Source organism: Algiphilus sp. (assembly GCF_965216485.1).
In the GTDB taxonomy this organism is placed as follows: Bacteria; Pseudomonadota; Gammaproteobacteria; order Nevskiales; family Nevskiaceae; genus Algiphilus.
The window spans coordinates 562,612-575,835 of record NZ_OZ244162.1; the positions used below are offsets into that span (position 1 = coordinate 562,612).

Genomic DNA, 13,224 nt, shown 5'->3' on the forward strand with positions numbered 1-13,224 from the left:
GGGGCTTCGCAGCCTTGTCCAATGCGCGCTGCCGTCGACTGCGGATACTCTGCACGCACCCTTCCTTAAGGAAACCCGCATGTCCGGCCCGACGCCCCTGCTGCACCATTACTGGCTGTCCCCCTTTTCCGAGAAGATGCGTCTGATGCTGGGGCACTGCGACATCGCCTGGGGTTCGGTGGAACACAGCATGCGCCTGCCGCGGCCCGAGCTGATGCTGCTGACCGGGGGCTATCGCAAGATGCCGGTGCTGCAGCAGGGCGCGGATATCTACTGCGATACGCGCCTGATGTCGGCGCAGCTGATGGCGTGGTCAGGCCGGAATGACCTGCTGCCCGACGCGCGCCGCCAGGAGGTGGAAGCGCTCTCTGCCTTCGCGGATTCGCGGCTGTTCTTTGTGGTGATCACGGCCTCGATGGGTGGCTCCGCCATTCGCGCGCTGCGCCGCGATCACGGCGCCACCTGGGGGGAGCTTCTGCGGGTGGTGTGGGACCGCGTGCGCATGATGCGCGGCGCGGAGGTGCCACGCATTCCGCCCAAGGTGGCGAAGCGTGAGCTGCACGCCTTCCTGCAGCGCTTCGAGCAGGAACTGGAAGGCCCCTTCCGTTTTGGCGATGGACCGACGCTGGCGGATTTCTCGGTGTACCACGTGCTGCGCTTCGGCCACGAGACGCTGCGCGCGGATTTTTTGCGCGATACCCCACGGTTGCTGGACTGGATGGCGCGCATGGCGTCCATCGGCCACGGCAAGTACCACGATGTGCCGATCCGCGATGCGCTGGAGGAAGCTGCGGTGCACAGCCCCGCCGAGCCTGGCCCGTTGGTGGCGCCGCCGTCGGACTGCGAAATCGGCGATGCGGTCACGATCCGCCCCGCCGACTATGGCACCGATCCCGCCCACGGCACGCTGGCGGGGGCGCCTGCGGGTAGCTGGGTGCTGCGCCGCGAGGTGGACGGTCTGGGGACGCTGCACGTGCACTTTCCGCGCGAAGGCTTTCGGCTGCGTCCGGCCTGATCCGCCGCGACGCAGCCACAGCGCCGTGTAGTCCAACGCCGTCAATTTATTGGGAATTGCTGTGCGTAGTTCCACAACTACCCGTTCGGGTGGTGCCAGTGGACATGCGCAGGCTTAGCGTTAGCGCACAACGAGGCTCAGGTGGTGTGCGTTGCGCATCACCCAGACAAATGAAGTCGCCAACACAGGCGACAGCTAGCGAGGAGACAACGTGGAATTGAGATACGGCCCCAACAGCGTGCCCCTCACCTGGACTGCCGATCGGCGGCACGTCCCTGCCTGCATTCCCTCTGTCCATGGAGCGTGCCCAGCGCCGCGCTAGGCGCGATGGCTTTTCACGCAATGGACGTCGGTACGCACTCGTGCGGCCGATTCATAAACGGACTTAGGGACAGGATTTAGGCAATGGATTCGATTCGCGCGCGTATCGCCCGCTGGGTCATGGACAACCGCGCTGCCATGGCGGTCGTCTTCGTGTTGATCACGGTGTTCTTCGCCGTGGGCATGCGGAATGTGGAATTCCGCACGGTGTTTTCCGACCTGCTGCCGAAGGACGATCCCTTCGTACAGGTGTACAAGGACCACCCCGGATTCGGTGATCCGCTGACCATGACGATCATGGTGCAGCGCACTGACGGCGGCACCATCTACAACACCGACACGCTGCAGAAAGTCTGGGACCTCACGCGCGACATCGACCTCGCCCCCGGGGTCGATCACGACCAGATTCTGTCCATCACCACGGAGAAGGCGCGCTACGCCGAGGCCACGCCCTACGGCATCGACATGCGCCCGCTGATGGACGACAGCGTGCCGTCCACGCCCGAGGAGCTGAAGGATTTTCGCCGCCGCATCGAGCAGTCGCCGGACGCGCGCACCTTCCTGGTGTCCGAGGACGAAACGGCCACCATCATCAACGCCACCTTCATCGAACGCCTGCTCGAGTACGACAAGGCTTTCTCCTACGCGCAGGGGCTGGTGGAAGCGGCTCGCGATGAAAACCATGACGTGCATCTGGCGGGCCAGCCCGCGTTGACGGGCTGGGTCTTCAAGTACCAGATGGAGATGCGCTGGATCTTCGGCGTCACGCTGGCCGCCTTGATCCTCGCGCTCATCATCTACATGCGCAACACGGTGGGCGTGGTCACCCCTGTTCTCTGCAGCGGTGTGGCGGCCATTTGGGGCCTTGGCCTGGTGGGCTGGATGTCCTCGCCCATCGAGCCGCTGCTGATGGTGGTGCCGCTGCTCCTTGTGGCGCGATCTTTCTCGCACTGCGTGCAGTTCACCGAGCGCTATTACGAGATCTATGCGCAGGTGCGCGACCGTCGCAAGGCCTGCGAACTCACCATGAGCGTGATGATGGCGCCCAGCATTCTGGGCATCATCACCGACACCGCCGGCATTCTGCTCATTGCCGTGGCGCCGATTCCGGCGATGGAGCGCTTTGCCCTCTTCGTGGGCTTCTGGTCGCTGGCCATCATCCCGACCGGCGTTTTCCTCATCTCCGTGGTGCTGTCCTACCTGCCGGCGCCGAAGAACATCGATGAGCTGACCGCCGACGACGCCACCAAGGGCGGCATTCACTCGAAGTTCCGCAACGGCCTGTCCGCGCTGTCCACCATCACCAACGGCAAGCGCGGCGTGGTCACCGCCTGCGTGGTGGGTGCGCTGATGGTGGCCTCCACCTACACCGCACTGCAGATCAAGATTGGCAACCCGGTGGAAGGCAGCGGCCTGTTATGGCCGGACTCGGAATACAACGTCGCGGTGCGCAACATCAACGACAACTTCCCCGGCGTGAACACGCTGGAGATCATTCTGGAAGCCAATCAGCGCGATACCAACAACCGCGTCGCGCGTCTGCCGGAAACGGCCGCCGCCGCTCTGCAGATCCAGGCATTGATGGAGTCGGACGACACCCTGCCACCGCGGCAGACCCTGTCCTTCGCCGACTACATGATGGAAGGCAACCGGCTGTTCTCCGGAGGCCATCCCAAGTGGATGCCGCTGGACATGAACATGCAGGCCACCAACGCGGCGGCCAATGCCGTCACCTTCGGTACCAACCCGAAGAACTTCTCGCATATCGTCGGCTTCGAGTTCCAGGATTCCACGGTGTCGCTGTGGTATCGCGACAACAAGCAGGAAACCCTGGACGCCGCACTGGCCAGTGCGCGCGAGGCGGTCGACAAGGTCGGTACGCAGTTCGAGAACTTCACCGTACGACTGGGCTCGGGCACGATCGCGCTGGAGCACGCCACCAATGATGTGGTTAGCCGCTATCACTGGGTGGTGCTCGGCCTGCTCAATCTCGTGATCCTGCTGGTGGCGTCCTTCGCCTACAAGTCGCTGGTGGCGGGATTCATCCTGCTGGTGCCGGTGAACTTCGCCAACATGCTGCTGACCTCGGTCATGCATCTGCTCGGCATCGGTCTGGACATCAACTCGATGATGGTTGCGGTCATCGGTGTGGGCGTCGGCATCGACTACGGCATCTACCTGCTGTCGCGCATCTGCGAGGAATACACCGCGCACAAGGGCGACTGGGCCGAAACGCTGCGCGCCTCGCTGACCACCACCGGCAAGGCCATCACCTTCACTGCCTCGATCATGCTCATCGGCATCCTGCCGTGGTACTTCCTGTCGCCCATCAAGTTCATGGCCGACATGGGGCTGCTGCTTGTGTCGATCATGCTCATCAACATGGTCCTGGCCCTGGTCGTGCTGCCGCTGCTGACCTGGCTTATCAAGCCCAAGTTCGTCGGTCGCGAAGATTTGATGGTCGGCGAAAGCATCGATTTGAGCGATCACGTCGTACCTAATCGAACTGCGGAGGCTTTCTGATGGCAGCCGCAGCCCGAGAAGCACATATAACAAGAAGCGGGGGTCTTACTGGTGGCTTGATGGAGCCTGGTGTTCCTGAAACCGCCACAACCGCTCAACCCCGCAACGGCCTAGCCGCTTACGCGTGGGCAGACGTTTTCCGTCGCACCTAGGAGGATTGACATGCGCATCAAGAAATACGACTTCAACTATGGCCGCCGTCAGCTCATGGGCAAAACCGCTCATGCCGCCGCCGCCGCCTACACCGCGGGTGTTCTGGCACCCCTCTGGCCGATGATCGGCAACGCTGCCGATATCACCAAGGCCTACCCCGAGGAACTGCTCTCGATCGACGCCTACACCAAGGGCAAGATCAAGACGGGCGACTACATCACGGCCGAGAATGTCGACATCGTCAAGGACATGATCGACCCGATCGCCTACGAGCAGATCAAGAACATGGGACGCCGCATCAAGATCCGGCCGACCACCACCGATACCTCGAAGCTGTTTGGCGCCGAGTACCTCGAAGCCACCCTGCGCAATCAGGGGCAGGCGACCTTTGATGAGGCCGGCAACATCCGCACCAAGGATGGCAAGCCCTGGATTGGCGGTAACCCCTTCCCTGATCCGAAGGACGCCCACCAGGCCATTGCCAACCTGACGCTGAGCTGGGGCCGCAACGATTACACCCTCTACGCCATCCGCGAGCGCGACCTGAATCCGGACGGCAACGTGGCCTACAACTACGACTTCATCTGGAGCGAGTTGGCCGCCGCCAATCGTCTGGACGGCACCATCTTCCGCGATGATCCGAGCATGCTGCGCTATCAGACGGTGTTCTTCACCTCGACGCGCGACGTGGCGGGAAGCTCCTTCCTCAACAACTGGCACTACGACCAGCGCAAGTTCCCGGATCTGTATGGCTACCTGCCGCAGTTCCGCCGCGTGCGCCAGTTCCCCACCAACCAGCGCTTCGAACCACTGATTCCGGGTGTGACCTGGATTCTGTCCGACGCCTGGGCGGCGGGCGATCCGATGCTCACCTGGGGCAACTACAAGGTCGTGGGCAGCAAGCCATGGCTGGGCGCGGTATCGGGCAACTGGCGCCCGGATAACAACCGGGAAACGCCGGTGCACGGTGGGCCGCAGGGCCAGAGCTTCTTCGACACCGAGTTCGAGATGATTCCGGAAGTGCTGGTGCTCGACGCCGAGCCGACCGAATACCCGCGTGCGCCGGTCGGCAAGAAGCGCATCTGGGTGGACGTGCGCAACGGCATGTTCCTGTCCTACGTGCGTTACGACCGCAACGGCAAGCCCTGGGTCTCCTTCGAGGCGGGCTTTGGTCAGCAGACGGACGGTGACGCCGCCATGATGGAAGCGAGCGGCAAGTCTCCGGTGTGGACCTGGAACTACGTGCTGGCGCACGACATCCAGGGCAACCGCATCAGCCTGATCGACCACGTCGACGAGGTCACCGGCGGCTACAAGAGCCACTTCGATGCCGACCCAGAAGAGGCCTTCGATCGCTTCTTCACGCAGCAGGCCATTACCCGACTCGGGCAGGTCTGATCCAGATCGGGCGGCGGCTTCGGCCGCCGCCCGACTTCTTTCCACCTTCTGCGAATGAAGAACTCGATGATCGAGAAACTCAAGCATTCTGGCTTGGCTGCTGGCCTGGTATTCGCCCTTCTGGCGGGACCGGCGGCGGCCGAGCAATACCCGATCGAAGTCATGCGGTCGGGCATCCCGCACGATGCCTTCTTTGCCGTCGACTTCGACGGGGAAAAGGGCGTTGCGGTAGGCGCCAGCCCGTTGTCCGGAGCGCTGCTCTATCGCAGCACTGACGGCGGCAAGACGTGGTCACCGGATTCGGTGAAGAGCCCGCTTGCGGCGCTGGGCGTGACCTTGGAAAACGGCCGCGCCGTCGCCGTAGGCCAGCAAGGCCTGGTGATGATCGCGGACGAGGCCGGCGAATGGCAGACCCTCGAAACATTCACACCTGAGCGTCTGATGAACGTGGATGCCAACCGGAATGGATTGGCGGTCGCTGTCGGCGCTTTCGGTAGTGTTTTTGTCTCCCGCGATGGCGGCAAGCAATGGTCCAACGCCGCACCGGACTGGATGGCCGTCGCCGATAGCGAAGAAGGCATCACCCAGACGGGGCCGAATCTCTACGGCGTGTCCGTCGAGGACGACGGCCGCATCACGATTGCTGGCGAGTGGGGGCTCGTGCTCCGTTCCACCGATGCTGGTGCCACCTGGCGTGTGCTGCACGCGGGCGACACGGTGAATCAGAAGGAAGACGCCTCGCTGTTCAACATCCACGTCGGCGACAACGGTCGCATGGTCGCTGTCGGCCAGGTCGGCCAGGTGCTGTATAGCGAAGACGACGGCGCCACCTGGAAGAGCAAGGACGCGGGCACGGTCGCCAATCTGCTCAGCGTGACGCGCACCTCCGGCGGTACCTATGTGGCCACCGCGATGCGCGACATGCGCATCAGCAGAGACGGCGGCCGTAGTTGGGCGCCCATCAAGGGCTCGGACTTCGCCATCGGCTGGTACAGCGGATCGGGCACCGTCCCAGGACAGGAGCGCGTGTTCGCGGCAGGACACAGCGGCCGCATCGTGGCCATCGATGTGGGCGAAGAGTTGGCAGGGGATACCAGGAAGGCGCAGCCCTAGCGGCTGAGAACACGAATAAAGGGACTTCAGGAGGAGAAGACAATGCAGATCACCAACCGAGGTGTGGCGCTTCTGGCAGGGTGGGTTGCGGTTGCCATGCACGCGCCCTTGCAGGCGCAGGGCTTTTTCGGGGACATGTTCGACGACGTGGGTGTGGACTTCAGCGGTTTCATCCGCGCCGAGGGCACGTACAAGACGACATCCGACGAGAACCCCAACAACCAGCCGGGTAATCTGTTCAACGACCGCACGGTTGAGCGCAACGCCTTCGCGCCGCCCAATCTGACCCAGAACCAGCTCGACAATCTCGGCCTCGGCGGTCTGGTCAATGTGGGCGAGGTGGGGACCTGGAACACATTGCCCTTGGCCGTATTCGACGACGAGGTCCGTCGTGGCGACATCATCCGCAGTCAGACCAACGACACCAACTACACGATTCTGCGCGCCGAAGGCGAAATGAATCTGCGCTTCTCGCGCAACTTCCGTTTCGTCGCCAAGCCGCGCGTGCTCTACGATCCGGGCATCTACAACGACTTCGATGCGCGCAGCGTCGAAGACGTGCAGAGCGGCATTTCCGGTGGTGATCCAGCCCTCTATCACGGCGATGTGAATTACTTCGAGTATCGCGTCGAAGACGGCAGTGGTGGTTTTACCAATGGCAATCCGCTGGAGTTCACCGGCAAGAACTACTTCGTCGATTTCCCGGCGCTGCTGTTCGAATACACCAACGGTCCGATGACGCTGCGTCTGGGCAATCAGCAGATCGCCTGGGGCCAGGCCATCTTCTTCCGCGTGCTCGACGTTCCGAACGGCCTCGATCTGCGCCGCCACTCCATTCTGGACCGCTCGCTGGAGGAATTCTCCGACAAGCGCGTGCCGATGCTGTCGGCGCGTCTGACCTACCAGTTGCCTTTCAGCATCATCGCCGATGCCTATGTGGGCCGTTTCCAGCCGACGGTCTTCGGCAACCCGAACACCGCCTTCAATGTCATCCCGGTGCAGTTCACGGTGCGTGACATGTTCAAGGAAGGCGGCTTCGACGACAAGTACAGCTACGGTCTGCGCCTGCGCGCCGACTACGGCAGCTGGGGCTGGCAGGCCATTGCGGTGCGGCGCTGGAACCCGGACGGCACTTTCCGCTGGACCAAGAGCGGCGTCAATCAGAGCCTGGAAGGCGATGGTCTGGGCGCTTTGGTCAATGCTGCCTATGCGCTCAATCCGCGTGACGGCTGCGGCGGTACCACGGGTGAAGCGCTAGCTCAGACCGCCTTCGAAGTGGCGCCGGGCGGTGTCTACTCGGCTGAAGAGTGGTTCACCTACGCCGCACAAGTCCGGCTCTCGGGTATCGAGGGTCTCAACGCGAGCATCGCAGACTTTGATTGTGCGCAGGCGCTCAACGCCTCCACCATCGACCCAAACGACGCCGATGCGCAGCAGCAGGCTGAAAACCAGCTCGATACCTTCTTCATTGCTGCCGGCGGCAGCCTGCGGGGCCACATCGCACGTGAGTATCACCAGGAGAATGTATTCGGCCTGGGCCTGAACTACGTCACGACCAGCGATATCGACTTCCTCAACCAGATCATCATCAACCTGGAAGTCAGCTATCAGCCGAAGCGCGCCTTCACCGACATCGCGCTGCGTCAGGACCCGCTGATTCAGGATGAGACCACGGTCGCGCTGATCATGGACAAGTGGCATCGATTCACGCCGGGCTTCCCGGGCACCTACATGGTGTTCCAGGCGCTGTGGAAGAACCGCAGCGATCTGGTGGGTCGCCACCTGTCCGGCTACGGCGCCACGCCGGATAACGGATTGCCGCCGGGGATCGACAATGCGACCTATCTCGTCTTCGGCTTCCAGCAGCCGCTGCCGAACCGCATCTTCGACGTTGAGTTCGCTTCTCTGTATGACCCGCAGGGCGGTCTCTTCATGCAGCCGATGCTGCGCTGGAACCCCGGCAATAACATCGGTGTAGAGGCCTTCTACAACTTCATCGACGGAGAGTTGTCGGGGAATCCGAACGACAACCTGCTCAGCACACTGGGCTTTGCAGATGAAATCGGATTGCGTGTGACCTATCAGTTCTAGGAGAAAACCCTAGCCACCTATCCCGGGGCGCCTAGTGTGCCCCGGGATCTCTTTATTCACAGGAGCCCGAATGGCAGTTATTCCTTCCATGCGCCGACGGGACTTCCTTGCCAGAACCGCCGGCTATGCGGCCGGCGCCGGCATGCTCATGCCGCTCTGGGAGGCGATTGGCGCCAACGGCGAAATCAACCGCGCCTACCCGGACGAATTGCTCTCGATCGAGGCCTACACCAAGGGCCGGATCAAGCCCGGTGATCTGATCACGGCCGACAACGTCGACGTCGTCAAGGATCTGCTGGAGCCCGTGACCTACGAGCAGGTGCGCGAGATGGGGCGCCAGCTACGCGTGGCACCCACCACCACCGACATCATGCGCCTCAGTCCATGGGAATACATGGAAGCCACGGTGCGCAATCGGGGCCAGGCGCGCTTCGACGAGAAGGGCAACGTCGTCACCCAGGACGGCCGCCCATGGATTGGCGGGCATCCCTTTCCGGATGCCACCAAGGCGGTCGAGCTCTTCGCCGGCCTGACGATGAGCTGGGGGCGGCACGACGCCTCTGTCTATGCCATCCGGCAGTACTCCCTGTCGCCCGAAGGCCAGGTGCAATACCAGTACGACCTCGGCTGGGCAGAGCTGGCGCCGGTCGGGCGACTGGTGCTGGAGCCCACACCGTACTGGGACGGGCACGAGGATTTTCTGCGCTATCAAAGTGTCTTCTTCCTCAGCCCGCGCAGCGAGCGGGGGACCTCCTTCCTCAACATCTGGCCCTACGACCAGAATGCCTTCCCGGATCTGTACGGCTATCTGCCGCATTTCCGCCGCATTCGCCAGTTCCCGACCAACCAACGCTTCGAGCCGCTGGTGCCTGGTTCAACCCTGTACCTGTCCGACGCCTGGGCGGCCGGCGACCCGCTGCATACCTGGGGCAACTACCGCATCGTGGGCCGTGGGCCGATGCTGGCCGGCGTTTCCAATGGCTGGAATCCGGACCATCCCAACTGGGAACACGGAACCCATGGCGGACCGGAGGGCAACACCTTCTGGGATTCCACGGTGGAGCTGGTGCCGGAGGCGATCCTGACCGAGGCTGAACCGGTGGCCTTCACGCGGGCACCGGTGAGCAAGAAGCGCGTGTGGTTTGACGCGCGCAACATGATGCCCATCGGCATGGTGACCTATGACCGCAAGGGCGAGCTGTTCCGCTCCTTCGACGGCAACTACTCGCTCTACGAATCCGGTGGCAAGGCCTTCATGGATGGAGACCATCCGTACTGGTCGTGGACACATGTGCATGCCTTCGACGTGCAGACCCGGCGCATGACGCGCCTGGAGCAGGTCCGCGAGATCAGCGACGGCGTGACCACCCGCGTCAACGAACCGGGCATGTACGAGCAGTATCTGACGCGCAACGCCATCCTGCGCATGGGCCGCATCTAAGGCGACGACGCTGCGCGGCGCCTCGGCGCCGCGCCTTTTCTCTCAAGCCAAGAATGGACGCGGGTGCTCTGCCACCCTGCGACCAGGGTGCGCACGTCCTGCCGTTGCGCGCACAAAAAAGCCGGCAGGCCATAAGGGCGCTGCCGGCATTGGGGTGTCAACGCACCGGGATCAGCTGATGGCGAAGCCCTCGTAGTTCTTGGCGGCGATGTCGTCGCAGGTCTGCCGATAGGTGTTGACGCCGCCCAGATAGGACAGCATGCGCCGGGTACCGTCGCCATTGCGCTTGACGTACCAGGACGCGGTGCTCATGACGATGGTGTGGTCCGCCAACTCGTCGTGATGCTGTACCCACTGCTGCTCCAGCGCTTCGGTCGGCTCGATCACTTGCTTGCCCTGCTCGCGCACGTAGCGGATGCATTCGGAAATCCAGTCCACCTGGTGCTGCAGGCAGGTCGGCACATTGCAGAAGGCAGATGCCGGCGCCAGCGGCGCCATGGTGGTAAACAGGTTCGGGAAGCCATGGACCTGCAACCCCATGGTGGTGCGGACGTTGCGCTCCCAGAGATCGCGCAGCAGCTCGCCGGTGCGCCCACGGATATCGATGCGGTTCATGGCGCCGGTGCCGGCGTCGAAGCCGGTGGCAAAGATCAGGGTATCCAGCGGGACCTCGCCTTCGGCGGTCTGCACACCGTGGGCGGTGATCTTCTGGATCGGATTGGCGCGGATGTCGACGAGGTCGACGGTGTCGCGGTTGTAGGCCTCGAAGTACTTCGTCTCCAGCGGAATGCGCCGGGTGCCAAAGCCGTGGTCCTTGGGGATCAGCTTGTCGGCGGTCTCCGGGTCGTTGACGCGGGCGCGGATCTTCTCGGCTACGAACTCGCCAAACTGCTTGCTGACCTCCGGATCGAAGAACACTTCCTTGCAGGTGCCCACCCAGAAGCTGAGCGAACCGTCCCTCCAGATCTCCTCCATCATCTCGCGGCGCTCTTCATCGCTCATCGAGTACCAGTCCTTGTCCTGGAAATCGAAGGCGAAGCCCGTGAAGGTGTCAAAGACGCGTTGCTTCAGCTCCGGATACTTGGCCTTGAGCTCGGCGCGCTTGGCGTCGTCGAACTCCGGATTGCGCATCGGAATCGCGAAGGTCGGTGTGCGCTGGAAGACGGTGAGGTGCTTGGCCAGCGGCGCCAGCGACTGGATGACCTGAATACCGGTTGCGCCGGTCCCGATGACACCCACGCGCTTGTCACTGACGTCGATGCCTTCCTTCGGCCAGCGCGCGGTATGGAGCAACTCGCCCTGGAAGTCGTCGATGCCCGGGATGTCCGGCAGGGAGGGCGCCGACAGGCCACCCGTGCAGGCCACAAGGAACTGCGTGTCGTAACGCTCGTCCTTGTCGGTGACCACGGTCCAGCGGCCGGTTTCCTTGTGGTAGGTCGCCTCGGTCACGCGCGTCTCGAAGGCGTAGTGCTTGCGCAGGTCGCATTCGTCGGCCACGAAATTCAGATAGCGCTCGACCTCGGGTTGCGAGGGAAAGCGCTCGCTCCAGTTCCACTTGTTGAGGATGTCGTCCGAGAACCAGTACTGATAGACGTAGGATTGTGAATCCACGCGCGCACCGGGGTAGCGGTTCCAGTACCAGGTACCACCCACGCCGTCACCGGCCTCGAACGCCTGGACCTTCATGCCCTGCTCGCGCAGGCGATAGGTCGCGTACAGGCCACCGAAACCGGCGCCGATCACGACCGCGTCTACCCGCGTGTTGTTGTCTCGAATGCCGTCCGCCATCGTCTGTCCTCCAATCGCGCTTTTATCGTCGTCTTGTCGCGTTCCGGTACGCGCGGAATCGCGCCCGAAACGGCTCATCTTGTTAGCGTTCGGGCGCAATTCCAGGGGCGCCATGCGCCCGGTCGCGCCGCGAACCTGAAAAAGAGTATTGGTCAGCCCCTGGGGTGAAACAACTCCCCGATCGGGTAGGTTTTGGGCCCCTTCAAGCTGCTTCTTCTTGCGTCTTTCTCCAGCCTCTGCTGCGCGCTTGCGTGCTTCTTGCCGCACAACTACCCGATTGGGTGGCGCAGCCCGCTTCCGCCTGCGCATAGCGTCTTGAATGGGAGCGGCGCGCGTGCCCAATGCGGGTCGTCGCGCTGTCACCGAAAGAAGAATTCGACGCTATCGACGATCGGAGGAGACCAAGACAATGGCAACGTTGAACGCAAATGCTGCGCAAGTGCTCGCGCTGATGGAACAGGCCGGCCAGCCACCGTTGGAATCACTGCAGCCGGTGGAGGCGCGCGCCGCCATCGCGCAGGGCCTGGCGGCACTGCAGGGCACGCCCACCCCGGTAGAAGAAGTCGAACGCGTCACGGCGCGCTGCACCCATGCGGACATCCCGTTGCGCATCTACCGGAACGACGGCGGTGCCGATACGCCCTCGCCGGCCATCATTTTCTTCCATGGCGGCGGCTTCGTGCTCGGCGACCTGGACCTTTATGACCGCTTCTGTCGCCGGCTCTGCGTGGCGTCGCATGCGGCCGTGATCTCGGTGGATTACCGTCTGGCACCGGAGCACCCCTTCCCTGCTGCGGTGGAGGATGCTGCCGCGGTCGTACGCTGGGTACACGGCCATGCGGACTCCCTGGGTGTCTGCCCCGACAGCCTGAGCGTGGCAGGCGATTCCGCCGGCGCCAACCTGGCCACTGTGGCCGCGCTGTCCGTTCGCGACGATGACAACCTCCAGCTCGTCCACCAGCTACTGTTCTACCCGGTGACTGACCTGTCGCAGGAATCCGAGGGCTACGAGCGCTGCGGCGAGGGATACTTCCTGACCACCGAGCTAATGCGTTATTTCAAACAGCACTATCTGGACAGTCCGCGCACGGCCCGCGACGAGCGGGCGTCCCCGCTGCTGGCCTCCGATCTATCGGGTCTGCCCAGCGCGACGGTGCTCGTCTGCGGCTTCGACCCGCTCCGTGATGAAGGCCTCGCCTATGCCGAGGCGCTGAAGGCCGCCGGAGTATCCGTCGATGTGCTCAATATCGACGATCAAATTCACGCCTTCCCCTTGATGGATGGCGCCATCCCCGAAGCCACGGAAATTCTCGACACCGTTGGGCACGCGCTGCGTCCGGTGCTGGCCGCACGCCAGCCGGTCGCCTCCTAGACCTGCCGC

At 63.2% G+C, this 13,224-nt stretch carries 8 protein-coding genes; 7 read left to right on the forward strand and 1 reads right to left on the reverse strand.

Annotation, left to right across the window (positions count from 1 at the left end):
- Positions 1 to 79 precede the first annotated feature (79 nt).
- From ACOOFO_RS02625 to ACOOFO_RS02650, 6 genes are all read left to right on the forward strand, one after another.
- The gene (locus tag ACOOFO_RS02625) at positions 80 to 1,015 is read left to right on the forward strand and encodes a glutathione S-transferase family protein (protein WP_420428109.1); all 936 of its coding nucleotides are present in this window, start codon (positions 80 to 82) and stop codon (positions 1,013 to 1,015) included.
- A 405-nt stretch (positions 1,016 to 1,420) separates the two neighbouring features.
- Positions 1,421 to 3,859, forward strand: a complete 2,439-nt coding sequence (locus ACOOFO_RS02630) for an efflux RND transporter permease subunit (protein WP_420428110.1) — start codon at positions 1,421 to 1,423, stop codon at positions 3,857 to 3,859.
- A gap of 162 nt (positions 3,860 to 4,021) precedes the next feature.
- Entirely contained in the window at positions 4,022 to 5,410 is a 1,389-nt protein-coding gene (locus ACOOFO_RS02635) for a DUF1329 domain-containing protein (protein WP_420428111.1), read from the forward strand.
- Between the two features lie 66 nt (positions 5,411 to 5,476).
- Complete coding sequence (locus tag ACOOFO_RS02640; protein WP_420428112.1) at positions 5,477 to 6,523, forward strand: WD40/YVTN/BNR-like repeat-containing protein; 1,047 nt, start codon at positions 5,477 to 5,479, stop codon at positions 6,521 to 6,523.
- Between the two features lie 42 nt (positions 6,524 to 6,565).
- Positions 6,566 to 8,614 (forward strand): DUF1302 family protein, encoded by a 2,049-nt coding sequence (locus tag ACOOFO_RS02645; protein WP_420428113.1) that lies wholly within the window; start codon positions 6,566 to 6,568, stop codon positions 8,612 to 8,614.
- 70 nt (positions 8,615 to 8,684) lie between these two features.
- Positions 8,685 to 10,055 (forward strand): DUF1329 domain-containing protein, encoded by a 1,371-nt coding sequence (locus ACOOFO_RS02650; RefSeq protein WP_420428114.1) that lies wholly within the window; start codon positions 8,685 to 8,687, stop codon positions 10,053 to 10,055.
- Between the two features lie 171 nt (positions 10,056 to 10,226).
- On the opposite strand, the gene ACOOFO_RS02655 is transcribed toward ACOOFO_RS02650, so the two are convergent.
- Positions 10,227 to 11,843: a flavin-containing monooxygenase gene (locus tag ACOOFO_RS02655; protein ID WP_420428115.1), complete on the reverse strand. Its 1,617-nt coding sequence runs from the start codon at positions 11,841 to 11,843 to the stop codon at positions 10,227 to 10,229.
- 409 nt (positions 11,844 to 12,252) lie between these two features.
- On the opposite strand from ACOOFO_RS02655, the gene ACOOFO_RS02660 reads away from it, so the two are divergent.
- Entirely contained in the window at positions 12,253 to 13,215 is a 963-nt protein-coding gene (locus tag ACOOFO_RS02660; protein ID WP_420428116.1) for an alpha/beta hydrolase, read from the forward strand.
- Positions 13,216 to 13,224 lie beyond the last annotated feature (9 nt).

What these genes read in the sequence shown, in the direction of transcription:
- ACOOFO_RS02645 (WP_420428113.1), top strand. Translation starts at nt 6,566, where the DNA reads ATGCAGATCACCAACCGAGGTGTGGCGCTTCTGGCAGGGTGGGTTGCG.
- ACOOFO_RS02630 (WP_420428110.1), top strand. Translation starts at nt 1,421, where the DNA reads ATGGATTCGATTCGCGCGCGTATCGCCCGCTGGGTCATGGACAACCGC.
- ACOOFO_RS02635 (WP_420428111.1), top strand. Translation starts at nt 4,022, where the DNA reads ATGCGCATCAAGAAATACGACTTCAACTATGGCCGCCGTCAGCTCATG.
- ACOOFO_RS02640 (WP_420428112.1), top strand. Translation starts at nt 5,477, where the DNA reads ATGATCGAGAAACTCAAGCATTCTGGCTTGGCTGCTGGCCTGGTATTC.
- ACOOFO_RS02655 (WP_420428115.1), bottom strand. Translation starts at nt 11,843, where the DNA reads ATGGCGGACGGCATTCGAGACAACAACACGCGGGTAGACGCGGTCGTG.
- ACOOFO_RS02650 (WP_420428114.1), top strand. Translation starts at nt 8,685, where the DNA reads ATGGCAGTTATTCCTTCCATGCGCCGACGGGACTTCCTTGCCAGAACC.
- ACOOFO_RS02625 (WP_420428109.1), top strand. Translation starts at nt 80, where the DNA reads ATGTCCGGCCCGACGCCCCTGCTGCACCATTACTGGCTGTCCCCCTTT.
- ACOOFO_RS02660 (WP_420428116.1), top strand. Translation starts at nt 12,253, where the DNA reads ATGGCAACGTTGAACGCAAATGCTGCGCAAGTGCTCGCGCTGATGGAA.